Source organism: Streptomyces sp. SAS_281 (genome assembly GCF_052542855.1).
Genome location: NZ_JBMNDO010000002.1, coordinates 26,087 through 41,632, shown reverse-complemented (window position 1 = coordinate 41,632; position 15,546 = coordinate 26,087). Strand labels below are relative to the sequence as shown.

Genomic DNA, 15,546 nt, shown 5'->3' with positions numbered 1-15,546 from the left:
GACTCGTGATCGCAGTGTCGACGACCTCCTCCTGGACGTGCTCCCAGGTGTGGCTCTGCCCCTTCCGCGGATTGGTGGCCCAGGCACCGATCCGCGGAAGGGGCCGACTCGCCCACCTCCTCAGTGAGTCTGAGGACCTGCAGGGTCCACTGCTGCTCAGCGGAAATCCCGCGCGCGGTATCAAGGCGGGTGAAGAGATCGGCGAGTCGGCCGATGGTCTCCCACGGGGAGGGGCTCAAAACGGGCTCCAAGGTCTTGGGTCCGGCGCGCGTAGCGCGCCGGTGATCCGGTTTGTGGTCATTGCGCGCTTCAGCTGGTCAGTTCCGGCAGCATGCCGGGCACGAAGCCGGTGGAGAGGCGAGTGAAGTACTCGGTCCGGATGAGCGGCTCGCGGTCGACGGGAGCGAGACGGGAGAGGATGCCGGGCAAAGGGCGTTCCCTGGCGACCTGGCTCCTGTGGGCGAGGATGGCTCTCCACTTCTGGTCGAGATGACTGCCCACGTCGACCGCCGTGGTGACCTGCTCGTCCGGGACGCTCAGTGTTGTCTTGCCGACCCGCTTCATGAGCGCGCTCAGCGTGCCGGCACGCGAGTGCGGGTGCGTGGCCGCGTACAGGGCCTGGGCGTGCCAGGGCGGTCCCGCGTCCGGGTAGCGGTGTTCGAGGCCGACGGCGTGGAAGGCGAGGACGGTCGCCTGGTGGGTGCGGACGTGATCAGGATGCCCGGTCAGCTGACCGTACGCGTCGTGGGTGATCAGGACCTGCGGGCGTACCGCCCTGATGTGCGCGACGATCGCCTCGACCAGCTCGTCGATCGGCGCGTCGCACAGTCGTGGCCGACCCGGGGACGACTTGGGGACTCGCGCATCGGCGTAGCCGAGCATCCGCGGTTCCCCGGCGCCCAGAACGGTCAACGCATCGGCCAGCTCCGTGGCTCGATGGGTGCCAGTGGCCCACGTCGCAGTGACGACGGCCGTCTCCGCTCCTGCGGCGGCGTGCTGCGCCAGGACGCCTCCTGCCAGCAGCGCTTCGTCGTCGGGGTGGCCGAAGACGGCGAGAAGTGAAGGGCGGGATGGTCGGGCCATGACGGGGCTCCTTTCCTGAGGTGGTGGCCGCCGGGCTAGGCGAGGCGGGTGTTGTAGGGCTGGAAGTCGGCCGGTGGGTGGTCGAGGGGGAGGTCCTGATTCCACGCCGTCAGGCACTGGCTGCTCGGCACGAAGAGGGGCTGGGGCAGTGCGTCGAGGCTCCAGAACCGCCACGAGCCGATCGTTCTCTCCAGCTCCCGTGGGGTGCCGGACCAGCGGGTGATCAGCGCGGGCACCGTGAGCCGGAGGACTCCGCCCACATGGTCGAGAAGAGTGCCGAGCACCTGCACGTCAGTCGGCTTCGCGATCAGTCCGGTTTCCTCGGCGAGCTCTCGGATCACGGCCTCGACGAACGTCTCGCCGGGCTCCAGCGATCCGCCGGGCACTTCCCACGTGCCGAGCCGGTGGCGCCCCAACAGAACACCGTCCGGGCCGTGCACGATGATGCCGACCCCCAGCGCCGCGTGGGGCGCGGGCGGCGCCGACGTCCGGGCCCGGCTGCGGATCCGTTCCGGGCGGCGAGCCGCGTACAGCCGGTACGACAGCGGCTGGCCGGCCTGCGGGGAGTCGATCGTCGTGACCGTCTCCATGACGAGGCCGTGGTCGACGAGGAGGTCCTCCCACAGCTGCGGTTCGAGGACCCACATGGGCAGCTGGTGCTCGGTGTCCGCACCAGGGAGCCGCAGGATCTCGGGGCGGGCGGTGACGGCGTTGGAGGGGCCGTCGCCGTTCGAGTTGGTGTGCAGCGCGCTGAACAGAAGCCGCCCACCGGGCCTGAGGCTGTTGGCCAGGGCGGGCAGAAGGCGGTGCGGATCCAGGAAAGGGACGCCGCTGACGGAGTAGATCAGATCGTAGGGGTCGGCTTCCTGCAGGTGGTCTACGGTGTCGGCGCACACCAGGCGAAGGCCGGCGGTGTCGGGGTAGCGGGCGAGGGCACGCTGGTGCTGGGTGGGGGAGGCGTCGACAGCGGTGACGTCGGCGCCGAGGGCGGCCAAGTGTGCGGCGTGCCGGCCGACGCCGGCTCCCAGGTCCAGGACGCGTAGGCCGGCGACCTCGCCGAGCACCTCGATGCCGGGCCCGGCCTGCGGGATATCCCAGGCCCACGTGTCCAGCTCCGGCAGATCGAACGAGCGGCCGAGCTGATGGCGGCCATAGAGATTCCAGATCTCGCCGATGTCCTTCTCAATGTCCAGCACGAGGGACTTCCTTCCGTTCGCGGGCGGATGATCAGGGGCGCAGGGCATAGCAGCGCAGGACGTCGAGGTCGGCGGTCCGCGCGACGGACCAGCCGGTCGCGAGCAGCTCGGCGTCCGTCGGCGGGATGCCGAGTCCGAGGAGAGCCGGGTCGGTGGTCGTGCGGCGGCCGGCGATCTCGGTGACGACCCAGAACGTGCCGCCAGGCGCGAGCAGGCTGCGGACCCGGCCGAGGAAACCGGGCTTGTCGTCCATCCACCGGTAGACCAGACGACAGGTGATGAGGGCGTATGCCGGATCCGGCAGGGTGTCGAGGTCGCCCGTGGCGATGTCCAGGCACTGCCACGTCGGTCCGGGGCCGGAGCCCTGGGCGGCGGCGAGCGTGATGGCGCTGGGGGAGCAGTCGATGCCGGTCGTGCGGTAGCCGAGCTCGTGGTGGAGGTGGCGGGCGAGCCCGCCGTCGCCGCTGCCGATGTCGAGGGCGGGGCGGCCCTCGCCAGGGCCGAGGTGTTCTGCCATCAGCTGTTTCTCGGCCTCGCACAGCTGCCGGTAGCGGCGGCCGTCGGCCCAGAGCAGCTCCCAGTAGGCCGCGTTCGCGGTTGATGTGGTGGCGGTCACAAGGTTCCCTCTCGGGCGGACGGCACGGCCGCAGGGGCGGGCAGGATGGGCATGGTTCGCAGAGCGCATACGGGAGAGGCTGTGCGGCAGGGGCGGGACGGACAGCGGCGTCAGCGGTCCTGGGAAAGTTCCAGGAGTTCGGCGAAAGTCCCGCCGCCGTGGGCGAGGTCGTCGTACCGGCCCTGCTCGGTGATCCGGCCGTGCTCCATCACGATGATGTGGTCGGCGATCTTGGTGTTCTCCAGGCGGTGGGTGACGACGATGGTGATGCGGTCGGCGGCGATGGCCTTGATCTGCTCGAAGATCTGGTGCTCGCCCCGGGGGTCCATCTGGGAGGTGGGCTCGTCGAGGATCAGCAGTTCGGGCCGGCGGTACAGGGCCCTGGAACACGCGATGCGCTGCCACTGACCGCCAGACAGCTCCGTGCCGCCCCACAGGTCCCGGGCGAGGAGGGTGTCGAGGCCGGCGGGTAGGTCTTCGATGGCGTCGAGCAGCCCGACCGCGTCGACGGCCTCCCACACCGGGGCGTCGTCGCCGCTACGAGGCTGGCCGAGGGTCACGTTCTCGCGGACGCGCAGCGGCCACTGCGCGAAGATCTGCGGCACCAGGCCGGTCAGGCGCCAGACCGAGGCCGGGTCGGCGTCGGCGAGGTCGGTGCCGTTCCACGAGACCGTGCCCTTGTCCGCCAGGTAAATGCCGGTCAGCAGCCGCGTCAGGGTGCTCTTCCCGGACCCGTTCGCCCCGACGATCGCAAGGATCTGACCGCGCCGCAGGGTCAGCGAGACGCCGTCGACGGCGGGCTTGTCCTTGCCCGGGTACCGGTAGACGACTTCTTCCAGACGGATCTCGTCTACCGGCGCGGCCAGACGGCAAGGACCCCGCTGGGGCGCGCGGTCGACGGCCTCGTCGAGGAAGCTCTGCATGTCACCGAGGTACAGGCTGGTGTGGAAGACTGCGGCACCGCCGGTGACGACCCGGGTCAAGGCGGCGAGCATGGTCTGCACCGCGATCACGGCCGTCGCGGCGACCGCGAGGTCGATCCGGCCGGAGACCGCCAGCCAGGCCAGTGCACCCCACGTCGCCGCAAGGCAGATGCCGCCGGCGAGCGCGGACAGGAGAGCGATCCGCAGGGTTCGTGGCGCGGCGGCCAGGGTGCGCCGATCACACCGGTCCGATAGGGCCCGGTACCAGTAGACGAGATAGTCGACCATGGAGTTCGCACGGACCTCGTCGCTGTACTTGGATTCGGTGGCCCACCAGCGCATCATCCCGCGTACGTTGCGATCGGCGATGTTGCCGTAGTGGATCTCGTAGTCCACCCGCGCGCTCAGCACGGCCCCGATCCCGGCCGGTAGCACGGCGAGCAGCAGCAGCGGCAGCATCAGTGGGTTCAGCAATGACAGAACACCCCCGGCGGTGACCAGGCGGATCACCGCCGATACGAACTGCTGCGCGTCGGCCACCATCACATGGGTGCGCATCACCCCCATCTCAGCCGCCTCACGCCGGTCGGAGAAACCGTCCTCCGCGTACGCAGCCGCCTCCACCCGGCACACCGCCTCGACCAGCGCCGAGTCCATCTCCGTCGTCAGACGTGGCGTGATCCGCCGCCCCGCGTACGAGGCCACCGCCCCCGCCGCCCGAGCCATAGCGGCGGCGACCGTCACCACGAGCAGCGCCGGCAGGGCACCCCGCAGGCGGTCTCCGGCGGGCCCGGCTCCGAGCACGGGTTCCATGGCGCGGGCGGTGGCCGTCAGCAGGACGGCGGCCGAGACGCCGGTGACCAGCTGGCAGCCGAGAAGCAGCTGCACGGCCCGCCGGTCGATCTGCCACGACAGCCGCGCGATCCGGCCCAGGACGGCGGGGATCTGCGCGCACATCCGCCGGAAGGACACCTCGGCGAGGGGGTTGATGGAGTACTGCCCGGTGTAGGTGATCTCCGCCGGCGGCGGCGGTGTGGTCTTGCGCTGATCGTTCACGGGAGTCGAGGTCAACGGCGGTTCCTCCTGGACGGTCGCGTGGGGCGGTCGGGTAGCTCAACGACCACGCCGGGATATCGAACTGGTGTCTTTCGGTCTCAGTGGGATCCCCGAGATTCGGCGCGTGTCGGAGCGTGGACAGTGCATCGACCCGCCTGCAGCAACAGGGCTACTGAGGAAGGAGGTTGGCCGAAACGCCGCCAGCGAGCGCTTCGGCGTGAGGATGGGCGCGCTGGCGTACTGCGAATCCCGTGCGACTTGTAGAGTGCGAGCCTTCCCGCCCCGTACGCCTTCGCTGGAGTTGACTTGTGGCGATCACGGACACCGACATCTCGGACGCCCTCGGTGCCCATCTGCAGCACTACCCGGACGAGGCTGAGCAGCTGTCTGAGCCTCTGCGTCTCTTGGGGCAAGGCCAGGGCTTCGCCTCCCGGTTCACCTTCCCCTTGCATGTGACCGTCGGTGCCCTGCTTGTCCGCAGAGGCGCCGAGATCCTGCTCGTCGAGCACCGCGCCTACGGAATCACCTTGCAGCCGGGCGGCCACGTCGAGCCGACCGATGCCACGCTGGTCGAGGCGGCAGCGCGCGAGCTGGCGGAGGAGACCGGTATGGACCCCAGCCAGGTCTCTGCCGCCTCGCCGGCTCCCGTTTACGTCGAGTACGGCTTGGTGCCCGCCCGGCCTCAGAAGGGTGAGCCGGAGCACTTCCACCTGGACCTCGGCTTCGCCTTCACCACGGTCCGCGGCGGGGTGGGGCGTCTGCAGGAGTCCGAGGTGACAGGCGCTGGTTGGTACCCGCTCGATGTCGCCGAACGCCTTGTCGGAAGCCGTATCGCCCGAGCGATCTGCGCGCCGACGCAGGTCAACTGACTTAGAGGCGGCGCGCGGGGACGCTGCGCCCGTCGTGCGCTGCCAGTCCTTGGGGTGCGACGCATCACCCGATCGGGCATGGATTAAGGCGAGCTCGAAGGCGAGCCGGTCCATCAAGCGCGCCAGTAACACCCCTTTGTGTACCTTGAGTTTGCCTGCACCCGGCTGGTCCGGTTGATTCCCAGGGTGTGGTGAGACGCGCCCTGCAGGCCGGCGCGCGACTCGCCCGACGAAAACAGAAAGTGACCGACTGTGACGACTGGTCATGCTGCTGTCTCTGACTTCTACTGCCACCAGGCGCTGTCCGGTCTGGTGCCGATCGAGATCGTCGCGGAGACGGACCGGGCTCTCGCCTTCCACCACACCAACCCCGCGCACCCGGTGCACATCGTGGTGATCCCCAAAGAACACGTGCCGTCGCTGACGGACCTGGGCCACGCCGACGCGAGCCTGCTGACGGAGGTCGTCGGGCTGGTGCGCGAGGTGGCCGCGGGGGTCGAGAAGGAGCACGGGTCGTGCTCGGTGACCACGAACCTCGGGCTGTACCAGGAGTCCAAGCACATGCCCTGGCACGTGGTCTTCCGGGGCGAGAGCACCAAGCAGATCCTCGACACCTACGGTCATCACGACGGCTGAGACCAGCCTCGCCGACGTCGGGAGGTTCGCGCGTCCACCGCGATCCACGCGTCTCACGCCGCGTCGGCGTGCACGTGGTCTCGGCTTGCCTTCGGAAGGCGCGCACCGGTTAACGGGGCGAGAGTCTCGCACGCCTTCGCCGGCGAGCCCATCCGGCGAGCCGGTCATCGTCCGGGACAAAACGGCACCGGTCCGGTCGCTGCGTGGCGTACGCAGCCGGCCGTCACCAGGGTCGGCCGGGCGGCGACGGCGCCCCGGAGGAAGCTCAGCTTGGAGTGGAAGGTGTGCTCGACCGCCCAACCACGGCTGGCGACGTAGTTTCGGAGCCAGCCGTTGATGCGCTCCATCTCGCCGAGGACTTCGTCCTGGTCCTGGGCGAGGACCCCCCGCGTGCGCAGGTACTCCAGCTCGCACTGCGAGAGGATCACCGTGGGGTCCGCGAGGAGAGCGCAGCGGTCGAGGAAGATTCCGTAGACGTGACCGGTGCGCATCGACTCACACTGGATGTCGTAGCGGACACGCTCGAAGGGCGGCATAGCCCGTACCTGAAGGCCCAGTTCGCTACGTAGGTAAGCCTCGAAGCTGTCGGAGGTGACGTTGATGCCGTACACCAGCTCTTCTCGGCGGGCGAAGGTGTCCTTGGCGAACCACTTCCGCTTGAGCACGTAGCCGGCTGTGACCGTGGGAACGAAGGAGGCGTAGCCGACCTCCGGATCGGGGCCGGTGACCTCGAAGAGGTAGTTCTCGGTGTGGTGGATCTGGAATTCCTCCCGGTACTCCGGCCGGCAACCCTCCAGCTCACCGTCGCGCAGCGCCTTGAGGAGTTCCATGGAGGCGGCCCAGATGTCGGGCGTCGGGTCGAGGGTGTACTTGTACTCCAGCTCGGTGCCTTCAAAGTGCTTGCGGAAGTATCGGCGGTGGTTGTTGAGTGCCGTGCTCGACACGTGGTGCGCGGCCAGGACCGGGTCGAGCCAGTGAAGGGCCTGAACCGGTCCGCGGCCGATCGGCTCGCTGGTGGTGCGCACGAAGCAGGCATCCTCGGGGTGGAACCGGATCTGCGCGTAGGCGTGGTAGCCATCGGGGTATTCGGCCAGGTAGCACAGGGGTACCAGGCTCGCGGCGGCCTCGGCACCGATCAGCCCGCGCAGGGCAGTGCCGGCGATGGCGTCGGGGAACAGGTCCTCACCGTTGATCCGGGCCGAGCCGATCCGGATGCCGTCGCTGCGGAGCGCTTCGGCGGAACATGTTCCGAGCGTGTCCCAGCGGATGATCACGGTGGTGCTCGGCCGGCTCACCTCCTGCGGGGTGACCCGGACGAGGACGAGGGGCTCGATTGCCCGACGTGGCAGGGTGCGGTTGAGGAGATGGACGCCGCCGAGGACCACCCATGCTCCTGACGCCGTCGTGCTGGTGTTCATGTCCTGCCTTCCTTTCGTGAAGCGGGCACCGCGCTTGCCGCCTCGCTGCCTTTGCGACACAGGGCCCCTGGTCAGGCACGGTCGTCTGTTCGGCGGGCCAGTCCTGCGCCGCACGGGTGGGGTGTCGGCCTAGGGTGGTGCGGGTGAGTCTTGGTGAAGCTGTTCAGGTGGTCGTGGACGAGGCTGTTGCGGATGCCGGTCTTGCCGCGCTGGAGTTCGACGGGGCGCGGGCCTGGCTGGAGGAAGCACGCCGGCGCCGGATGGAGCCGTTGGCGGCCGAGGTGTGGGTGACCGATCCCGCCTTCGAGTACGTGCTGCTGGTCAAGCACCGTGTCCGCGGATGGGTGCCGCCCGGCGGCAAGGCAGAGCCGGGGGAGACGCCGCGTGCGGCAGCCGTCCGTGAGCTGCTGGAGGAGACCGGCCTGCGGGCCGAGCTGCTGGCCGAGCCCGCTGCCGTGGCGGTGCGGTCCTACCGGTCCGACTGGTCCCCGACGCTGGGCCTGTCCTACGCCGCGATAGTCGACCGCGAAGTATCGCTCGCGGCGGAGCCGGGGCAGCCGGCGGCGTGGTTCCGCCTGGACGAGGAGTGGGAGAGCGTGTTCCCCGACGACCGCGACCGCATCCGTACGCACGCCCGGCGCCTGGCCACCTCGGCGGCTCGCGCCCGCTGACCGGATGGTTCGGCGGGCGTTCACAGGACGGTGTCAATCCGGGCGAGGGCGGACGGCGGCAGAGTGATCAGCTGGAGGGCATGCAGGAAGTGGCACCACACCGGGGCCAGGCCGGGACGGCTTTCGAACTCGGTCCTGGTTAGGCGGCCTTCGGCGTAGTCGACGGTGCGCAGCGCGGTGTGCTGGAGCTGCTCGGGACGGACCCACCGAGGGGCCCGTACCTCCCTGGCCGAGAAACGCAGAGTTCCGCGGACCTCGGCCTGGAAGATCCACCACTGGTGCCCGACCGGGCCGCTGGGCGTGCGCCGGCAGTGGTTGGAGCGCCACTGGGTCAGCAGCGGGTGCAGGCGGGTAACGGTGAGCCCGACCTCTTCGGCCACCTCGTTGCGGGCGGCCTGTTCGGGGCTGCCGTGCTGGTCGATGTGGCCGGCGACCGGTGCGAGACCGGCCGGCGGCGTCGCCCGCTCGAACACCAGCAGCCCCTCCGGTCCGGGAACCAGCACCCCGACGCTGGTGTGGTCGCAGGGGTTCTCGGTGGTAACGGGGGAAGAGCCGGCCATGCTCATGGCGTGTCCACGGGCCGCTGGGCGACGGCGACGAGCCAGCTCGTCACGGTCGGGGTGTCGGGCGTGGTCAGGGAGTAGGCCGCGTCCAGGATCTCCATCCGCTGGGCGTGGGTGAACCCGCCGCCTGCCGGACGGGCGAACACGGGAATGGACAGCCACGCCTTCTTCTCCGCCATAGTGCCGTGCTGGGCGGTGACCTCTGTCTCGATGAGGGCCAGTCCGGCGGCGGCCAGCTCGGTGGTTACCGTCTCCAGCGGCAGTTTCGGTGCCGTATCCGTGGCCTTCGGCGGAGGGGTGTAGCCGTGATCGCGGGCGGCGACCAGATGGATGAGGGTGTTCAGCGACGGGCCGGTACGGATGGTGTGCTCGTCGGGGTGGTGCACGCCCGCGAAGCCGCCGCCGATGTTGAAGACGAACCGGCCGCCCGGGCGCAGGACGCGGGCGACGGCGGCGAAGACCGCCGCGACGTCGGCCTTCCAGATCGCCGAGTTGCACACCACCGCGTCCACGCCGCCGGCCGGGACGTGTGCGGCGAGCTGCTCGGCCGGGGCGGTGATCCAGGACAGCCGGGGATCGGACAGGGAGCGTCGGCCGACACGCTGCATCGCGCCGGCGCTGTCCACGGAAACGACCCGGGCCCGGTCCGGGACCAGGCCGAGAATCGCGCGTGCGGTCGCACCCGCCCCGCCGCACAGGTCCACCACCAGATCGGCGTCGGCCAGCCCGGCTCTGCCGGCGAGGTCGAGGCTGGTGACGTTGTACATCGGGTGGGTGCGGGTGAAGGCTTCGTACGCCTCGGCGGTGGCGTTCTCGTCCCAGCCGGTCAGGGCGTCCTGGGGTGCCATGGTGGAGAGGTCCTCGCTTCACGGATCGGGGCCGCGGCCGGGGCCGGACCAGAGGCTTGAAGGGTCAGAAGAGAGCGGACTGCACCGCGGCGGCGGGGGAGGAGAACTGCGGCCCGAGGGTGATGCGGTGGCCCTTGAGGACGCCGAGGTCGAGCAGGTAGGGCAGGTCGTCACCGTCGAGCGTGGCCAGGCCCTGGGAGCCAACGCAGGCGAGCACCGTCAGGCCGTGCTCGCCCTCGCGCAGGTCGTGCGGGTACAGGGCACGCTCGGTGACGGGGGCACGGAGCAGGTCGCCTTCGGCGGGTGGCGCCCACGGCTCCAGCAGGGCCGGAATGCTCATCTCGGACAGGGCTTCGGCCGCCCGGTCGAGGTGCTGCTGGTGGGCGGCGCGGACGGGGGCGAGGTCGCGCAGAGCCGCCAGAGCCTTCAGTTTGGCCGCGGCCCGAACGGTCTGCGTCAGGTCCAGGCGCCGGGAGAGAGCGTCCTCGACGAACCGCACCGTGCGCCCGTCGGGGCTCTTGGCCAGGTAGGTTGCCGCCAGGGCCCCCTGCTCGTCGAGGCGGGAGCGCTTTCGGGGTTCGGCTGCGGTGCCGACCTTGGTGGTGCCGTCGGCGAACGTCGCCAGGTAGAGCCAGTGCGGCTGAGCCATGTAGGCGGCCAGGGCGCCGGGGACGTGGCCCCCGGAGTGGAACTGGTGGGCGAAGCGGAATTCGTCCCGCGCGGTGCAGGCGGCGCACTGGCCGCCGGTCTCGGCCGGGGCCTGGTCGGGGCAGGCGACGGCTTCGACGCGGACGCGGTCGGCGAACCGGTACCGGCCGGTGCACCACCGGCCGGCACCGTTCACCTGGTAGGCCAGACGCCCGCCCACGACCTGGGCGTGAAGCAGGGGTTCGCCGGGCGGCGGGGCGAGCAGGAGACAGGGGGCTCCGTTCGCCCAGGTGATGCCGTGGCATACGTACGTCCCGCTGGTGGGCAGGCTCTGGTCCATGGTGGTTCCTCGCCGATCAGTGCGTGGGGTGGGTCAGGCGGTCAGGTTCAGGCGGTCAGCCAGGTTGCCGGCGGCCGTCTTGAAGACCTCGTCCCGGTCCAGGCCCGCGACGTCGAGCCACAGCCAGTCGCTGCAGGACGCCTGTTCGCGCATCTGGTTCAGGACGGTGTCCTGGTAGCGGATGAAGTCCTCGTCTCCGTCGCCGGAGTGGCCGGTCTCCAGAGAGGTGAACGAGCCCTTGCGGGCGAGGGCTTCGCGGGCGCCGATGTTCAGGAAGAACACCAGGTCGGGTTCGGTCAGATGGGCGAAGACCTGTTCGGCGAGGCGGGCGGGGACCTCGGGGTTGACCACGTAGCGGGCGAGGATCTTGTGGTGGGCGTTGTCGAGGACCACGTGGGTGCCGGCAGCGAGCGCGGGCCGGATCACGAGTCGGTCCTGCAGGGTGTACCAGGAGGCCAGGGCCAGCAGCCAGTAGTGGTCGCCGCACGCCTGGGCGACGTGGGCGTCGCGCCGGTAGACCAGCTGGTTGAGGTGGTCGAGGTAGGCGGACAGCTCCGGGTCCGCCGGGATGCCGGTGGTGTGCTTGCCGACGAGGATCGCCTCGTGGCTGGCGTCGGTCAGGGCCTGGTGCAGGCGGGTGGCGAGGGTGGACTTGCCGGCTCCGTCGCCGCCGACGAAGGTGATCAGCCGCCCGGGCTCAGGGGCGGACGTCGTGCTGGTCGTCATCGGGTTCCTTCCCCGGAGCGGGCCGGAGTGCCGGCCAGGCGGTGGGTGATGATGGTGCGGATCCGGTCGATGAGGACGGCTCGTCGCCGCAGGACGTCGTCGTGCCGCTCGTTGGACAGGTCGGCGGGGTAGTGCGCGGTGAGGTTGTTGGAGATGACGTGCAGGTATCCGAACCGGATCCCTGCCGTGTGGGCGGCTGCCCCCATCGGGCCGATCTCCGGGTCGACGAAGGCGTACGAGGGCATGTGCCGGGCCAGCCAGTCGGTGTCCTCCAGCAGGATCGAGGGCGAGGAAACGTGCAGGCCGCTCTGCACGCCGCCCTGGGCGGCGGCGAAGTCGCCGAAGAAGTCGTCCCAGGTCACCAGCGACCCCCGCAGCAGGCTGGTGTTGCCCGTCGCCAGCCAGGTGTTCGGCTCGATCCCGGGGGCCAGCGAGCCGACCTTGCCGATGTAGACGACGTCGCCGGCGCCGAGCTGGGCCAGCCGTGCGACGACCCGTCCGGCGACGTCGCCCCAGATGCTGTGGAGGAACCCGAGGTAGACCACGCGCCGTCCGGCTATCTCCGCGCGCTGCCAGGCGTAGCCGGGCCCCCGCATCCACACCCCGTTCGTGGGGGCGAGGTGCTGAAGGCCCCAGCCGACGATCACCAGATCGCCGTCCAGGTCCAGATCGAGCGTGTCGAAAGCGGAACGGCACTGTTCCTGCCCGGGCGGCTGGTAGGTGACGATGTCCGCCGGCCGCCCTGTCAGGGCCAGATAGGTGGCGATGATCAGCGCGTAGTGCTGGACGTAGTCGGCGCCGGGGAACGCCTGGAGGACCAGGTCCCGGCCCTGTACGGTCGCGGTGGGCCGCTCGATGTTGAACAGCTTCCCGGTTTTCTCGTATCGGGAGACCACCGCGGTGCGGTCGTAGCCGCCCACCACGCGGATGCTGTCCCAGTCCTTTTCCTGGATGAGGTCGTGGACCTTGATCTCCAGGTAACGAAGCAGACGGCTGGGGCTCATGGTGTGCCCGTGGAAGTCGACCGGGCTCGCGTGCAGCAGCCCGGGGGCGGGAGCGGCGATCAGCGACGTCATCGGTTCTCCTCGGCGATCGTGACACTGCTGCCGGCCGCGGTACGGACGACGGCGATGTTCCGCCGGATCAGGTCGAAGCGGTTCGGGAGGATCGGGCCGAGGTTCTCGATGCGGGGCGTGGAGGGCTTCTCGTAGGGGCCTTCGAGTCGCAGGGCGATGCCCATCGCGCCGAGGATGACCGGCGCTGCGCCGTCCACGGAGGAGATCCACTCGTGCTCGCGCTGCTCGATGAGTTCCAGGTGCCCGGTCCGGCCCAGACCCAGCAGCCGGTAGACGATCAGGTCGTCGACCAGACCGTGCTCTTCCAGGTAGGCGGTCGCCAGCCAGCGGGTGCGGCACAGCTGCCCGTCCGGATCCGGACGGCGCGAGGCCGGCAGGGCGATGGCCCCGGCCCAGCCGCTGTTCACGAACGCGTCGTAGGTCCGCCGCCACTCCTCGTCGTCCGAGGCGTGCAGGACCGCGCACAGCCGGAAGGTGTCACCAGACAGCTCCCGGATCTCGCGCGCGGCCTGCTCGCTGGCCTTCAAGGTGGCGGCCGCGTCCCGCATGACGTCCGGCAGGATGATCTCCCGCGCCGACACCGCGAGCGCGGCCCGGACGAGGTCGGCGGCGGGCAGGGCGTAGCCGAGGTCGAAGAGTCCGTTGTCGACGATGATCTCGGCGCCGCGTACAGCCTCCCGGGCGAAGAAGTCCCGGTAGGAGAGGTCCGTCAGGACCCGCTGGGCGGCGACGTGGTGGACCCGTGCGGGCTCCTGGGCGACGAAGGCACGGAGGTAGGCGGGCGGGGCGATCACGGAGAAGTCGATGCTCTTGGCCATCACCGCCCTCCCCACTGCCCGGCGGCGATGGTGAGGAACTCCTGGGAGAGAACCGGGTCGGTGCGGAAACGACCGCCCCGATGCACCGTCGTGGTGCGGGCGTCCTCCATCCGCACGCCGCGCATGCTCATGCACAGGTGCACCCCGCGCACGGTGACCGCGACGTCCTCGCGGCCGAGGACGCCGACGAGGTGCTCGGCGACCTGGCGGGTGAAGCGTTCCTGGACCTGCAGCCGTCCGGCGGCGAACTGGGCGAGGCGGCCGAACTTCGACAGGCCCACCACTTCGCCGTCTGCCACGTAGCCGGCCGCCACCTGCAGGTTCATGGGGAGCATGTGATGCTCGCAGAGGGACCACACGCTCATGCCGCCCACCACGACCAGCTGGCCGTCCAGATGGGACTCGGTGAAGTACGTGAGCGCGGGGGCGTCGGCCGGGGAGAGGAAGTCCCTCCACCAGGCCGCGACCCGCTCAGGGGTGCCGTTCAGCCCTTCGCGGGCGGGGTCCTCGCCCAGCTCGACCAGGAGGTCGCCGATCAGGGCAGCGACCCGGCTGGTGTCCACGCGCGGCATGGGGCGGCTGGGTTCGGTGGTACTGGGGACCATCGTGGTGGCGCTCGTCATGGGTGTCGTCTCGCTTCCGGGGACGGTGGAGAAGAGCAGATGAGTGGGGTGCACGGTCAGCGGCCTCGGGCGTCGGCGAAGGCGAGCACGTGCAGGCGCGTGGTGAAGTACCAGTGACGCGTCGCGACCGCGTCCGCGAGCTCCCGGGCCGTCGCGGTGATGGCCTCCGCGGTGGTGCCCTCGGGCATCACCCACACCGGCGCGAGACCGTGCCGGTTCACCAGCTCGGCGATCCGGTCGACGTCGGCGACGGAGGAGGCGACGAACTTGAACGCGGCCCGCCCGGATTCGGCGAGCGCCCGCAGGACGGACGGCACGATGCTCTTGGCCTCGTCCATCCCGAAGCTCGCCAGCTTCGGCGATACGTTGAACCGGACACCGGCGACCAGCAGCGCGGGGTCGGGCACGACTGTGCCGTTGGTCTCGAACTCGACCCGCCGGCCTTCATCCAGCAATCGCCGCACCAGGGGAATCAGGTTCCGCTGCTGGAGCAGCGGCTCTCCGCCCGTGATGACCACGAGCTCGACCGGCGACTGGAGCACCCACGCCAGGAGGTCCGGCACGGACTCGCGCGTCGAGACCTCCGTTGGGTTGAACTGGCTCCAGTCCCACGTCTCCTTCGTGTCGCAGGACGCGCAGGTCAAGTTGCAGCGGGACAGCCGGATGAAGATCGCCGGGTGGCCGCAGCTCGGCCCCTCGCCCTGGAACGTGGGCACCTCGACACCGAAGCGCTCGGCGACGATCAGCTGCCCCACAGGGCCGCCCACGGTTGCCGCGGCGCCGGTCACGAGGCCACCTCGAACCGGGCCCAGCTCCGCTGGGTCTCGCGGACGCGGACGGCGGCCAGCTGCCCGGCGATCCCCGGCGGCATGTTCGCGAGGAACCAGCCCGCCAGGTACTGCGCCAGCAGCTCGGACGTCGGCTCGAAGTCGAAGACCTCGTGCAGGTTGCGGTGGTCGAGCTCGCTGTCGAGGTACCGCTTGAACGGGCTGAGGTCACCGAAGTCCGTCACGAATCCCGGCCCCTGGAGGGAGGCCGCAGAGAGCACGACCTCGACCTGGTAGGTGTGGCCGTGCTGCCTGCTGCACTTGTGCTCGGGCGGGAGGCTGGCGAGGCGGTGACCGGCCTCGAAGTCGAACGTCTTGCCGATCGTGAACCTGCCGGAAGGCAGGGGAACAGGGGCGGTCTCCACGGGAGTCCCTTTCTCGTGACGGAGGGAGCGAGGGCATCTGCGGCCCTCTTCGGCGCCTCGCTCGGGAGTCGCCAGTACCGGTACGGATTCCTGGGGCGCCGGCGGTCCCCGCGCGGCCGGCGAACGCGTCCCGACGAGTGCGTCCCGCACGATCCGCCTGCGGCCATGGGCTGGTCCGGCGCAGTGGTGTCGCTCAGGGCAGTTGGAGCGCTGGCTCCTACGATGCGCCTCGTGCTGAGGGGCA

At 70.3% G+C, this 15,546-nt stretch carries 17 protein-coding genes; 3 read left to right on the top strand and 14 right to left on the bottom strand.

Going from position 1 to position 15,546, the window contains the following annotated elements; all coding sequences use genetic code 11:
• Nucleotides 1-309 precede the first annotated feature (309 nt).
• The 4 genes from ACN6LM_RS01455 to ACN6LM_RS01440 all read right to left on the bottom strand — a co-directional run bounded on the left by ACN6LM_RS01455 (nt 310) and on the right by ACN6LM_RS01440 (nt 4,775).
• Complete coding sequence (locus ACN6LM_RS01455; RefSeq protein ID WP_445063413.1) at nt 310-1,083, bottom strand: PIG-L deacetylase family protein; 774 nt, start codon at nt 1,081-1,083, stop codon at nt 310-312.
• Between the two features lie 35 nt (nt 1,084-1,118).
• On the bottom strand, nt 1,119-2,279 hold the full coding sequence (locus ACN6LM_RS01450; protein WP_445063412.1) for a bifunctional class I SAM-dependent methyltransferase/NUDIX hydrolase: 1,161 nt from the start codon (nt 2,277-2,279) through the stop codon (nt 1,119-1,121).
• Between the two features lie 31 nt (nt 2,280-2,310).
• Complete coding sequence (locus ACN6LM_RS01445) at nt 2,311-2,895, bottom strand: class I SAM-dependent methyltransferase (protein WP_445063411.1); 585 nt, start codon at nt 2,893-2,895, stop codon at nt 2,311-2,313.
• Between the two features lie 110 nt (nt 2,896-3,005).
• Complete coding sequence (locus tag ACN6LM_RS01440; RefSeq protein ID WP_445063518.1) at nt 3,006-4,775, bottom strand: ABC transporter ATP-binding protein; 1,770 nt, start codon at nt 4,773-4,775, stop codon at nt 3,006-3,008.
• A gap of 407 nt (nt 4,776-5,182) precedes the next feature.
• Here ACN6LM_RS01440 and ACN6LM_RS01435 point away from each other — a divergent pair, with 407 nt between their 5' ends.
• Nucleotides 5,183-5,743: an NUDIX domain-containing protein gene (locus tag ACN6LM_RS01435; protein WP_445063410.1), complete on the top strand. Its 561-nt coding sequence runs from the start codon at nt 5,183-5,185 to the stop codon at nt 5,741-5,743.
• Between the two features lie 252 nt (nt 5,744-5,995).
• A complete protein-coding gene (locus tag ACN6LM_RS01430) occupies nt 5,996-6,379 on the top strand; it encodes an HIT domain-containing protein (protein WP_445063409.1) in 384 nt (127 codons plus the stop codon).
• A 164-nt stretch (nt 6,380-6,543) separates the two neighbouring features.
• On the opposite strand, the gene ACN6LM_RS01425 is transcribed toward ACN6LM_RS01430, so the two are convergent.
• A complete protein-coding gene (locus ACN6LM_RS01425; RefSeq protein WP_445063408.1) occupies nt 6,544-7,797 on the bottom strand; it encodes a hypothetical protein in 1,254 nt (417 codons plus the stop codon).
• A gap of 143 nt (nt 7,798-7,940) precedes the next feature.
• On the opposite strand from ACN6LM_RS01425, the gene ACN6LM_RS01420 reads away from it, so the two are divergent.
• Nucleotides 7,941-8,468 (top strand): NUDIX domain-containing protein, encoded by a 528-nt coding sequence (locus ACN6LM_RS01420; RefSeq protein ID WP_445063407.1) that lies wholly within the window; start codon nt 7,941-7,943, stop codon nt 8,466-8,468.
• A gap of 20 nt (nt 8,469-8,488) precedes the next feature.
• Here ACN6LM_RS01420 and ACN6LM_RS01415 read toward each other — a convergent pair whose 3' ends face one another.
• From ACN6LM_RS01415 to ACN6LM_RS01375, 9 genes are all read right to left on the bottom strand, one after another.
• Entirely contained in the window at nt 8,489-9,028 is a 540-nt protein-coding gene (locus ACN6LM_RS01415) for an NUDIX hydrolase (RefSeq protein ID WP_445063406.1), read from the bottom strand.
• A 2-nt stretch (nt 9,029-9,030) separates the two neighbouring features.
• Nucleotides 9,031-9,879: a class I SAM-dependent methyltransferase gene (locus tag ACN6LM_RS01410; RefSeq protein WP_445063405.1), complete on the bottom strand. Its 849-nt coding sequence runs from the start codon at nt 9,877-9,879 to the stop codon at nt 9,031-9,033.
• Nucleotides 9,880-9,943: 64 nt separating this feature from the next.
• Nucleotides 9,944-10,867, bottom strand: coding sequence for a DUF2797 domain-containing protein (locus ACN6LM_RS01405; protein WP_445063404.1), 924 nt, complete (start codon nt 10,865-10,867; stop codon nt 9,944-9,946).
• 33 nt (nt 10,868-10,900) lie between these two features.
• A complete protein-coding gene (locus tag ACN6LM_RS01400; protein WP_445063403.1) occupies nt 10,901-11,593 on the bottom strand; it encodes a dTMP kinase in 693 nt (230 codons plus the stop codon).
• Nucleotides 11,590-12,669: a hypothetical protein gene (locus ACN6LM_RS01395; RefSeq protein ID WP_388688911.1), complete on the bottom strand. Its 1,080-nt coding sequence runs from the start codon at nt 12,667-12,669 to the stop codon at nt 11,590-11,592. The genes ACN6LM_RS01400 and ACN6LM_RS01395 overlap by 4 nt, the downstream gene beginning before the upstream one ends.
• Nucleotides 12,666-13,487, bottom strand: a complete 822-nt coding sequence (locus ACN6LM_RS01390; protein WP_445063402.1) for a hypothetical protein — start codon at nt 13,485-13,487, stop codon at nt 12,666-12,668. Before ACN6LM_RS01390 ends, ACN6LM_RS01395 begins: the two co-directional genes overlap by 4 nt.
• Nucleotides 13,487-14,164 carry a GTP cyclohydrolase I gene (folE, locus tag ACN6LM_RS01385; protein WP_445063401.1) on the bottom strand — a complete coding sequence of 226 codons (678 nt, stop codon included), beginning with the start codon at nt 14,162-14,164 and terminating at the stop codon, nt 13,487-13,489. Before folE ends, ACN6LM_RS01390 begins: the two co-directional genes overlap by 1 nt.
• Before the next feature lie 2 nt (nt 14,165-14,166).
• On the bottom strand, nt 14,167-14,898 hold the full coding sequence (locus ACN6LM_RS01380; RefSeq protein WP_445063400.1) for a 7-carboxy-7-deazaguanine synthase QueE: 732 nt from the start codon (nt 14,896-14,898) through the stop codon (nt 14,167-14,169).
• Nucleotides 14,895-15,302 carry a 6-pyruvoyl trahydropterin synthase family protein gene (locus ACN6LM_RS01375; protein ID WP_445063399.1) on the bottom strand — a complete coding sequence of 136 codons (408 nt, stop codon included), beginning with the start codon at nt 15,300-15,302 and terminating at the stop codon, nt 14,895-14,897. The genes ACN6LM_RS01380 and ACN6LM_RS01375 overlap by 4 nt, the downstream gene beginning before the upstream one ends.
• Nucleotides 15,303-15,546: the final 244 nt, after the last annotated feature.

Coding starts and splice junctions, on each gene's coding strand:
- ACN6LM_RS01400 (WP_445063403.1), bottom strand. CDS start 11,593: ATGACGACCAGCACGACGTCCGCCCCTGAGCCCGGGCGGCTGATCACC.
- ACN6LM_RS01455 (WP_445063413.1), bottom strand. CDS start 1,083: ATGGCCCGACCATCCCGCCCTTCACTTCTCGCCGTCTTCGGCCACCCC.
- ACN6LM_RS01410 (WP_445063405.1), bottom strand. CDS start 9,879: ATGGCACCCCAGGACGCCCTGACCGGCTGGGACGAGAACGCCACCGCC.
- ACN6LM_RS01390 (WP_445063402.1), bottom strand. CDS start 13,487: ATGGCCAAGAGCATCGACTTCTCCGTGATCGCCCCGCCCGCCTACCTC.
- ACN6LM_RS01395 (WP_388688911.1), bottom strand. CDS start 12,669: ATGACGTCGCTGATCGCCGCTCCCGCCCCCGGGCTGCTGCACGCGAGC.
- ACN6LM_RS01405 (WP_445063404.1), bottom strand. CDS start 10,867: ATGGACCAGAGCCTGCCCACCAGCGGGACGTACGTATGCCACGGCATC.
- ACN6LM_RS01440 (WP_445063518.1), bottom strand. CDS start 4,775: ATGTGCGCGCAGATCCCCGCCGTCCTGGGCCGGATCGCGCGGCTGTCG.
- ACN6LM_RS01425 (WP_445063408.1), bottom strand. CDS start 7,797: ATGAACACCAGCACGACGGCGTCAGGAGCATGGGTGGTCCTCGGCGGC.
- ACN6LM_RS01415 (WP_445063406.1), bottom strand. CDS start 9,028: ATGGCCGGCTCTTCCCCCGTTACCACCGAGAACCCCTGCGACCACACC.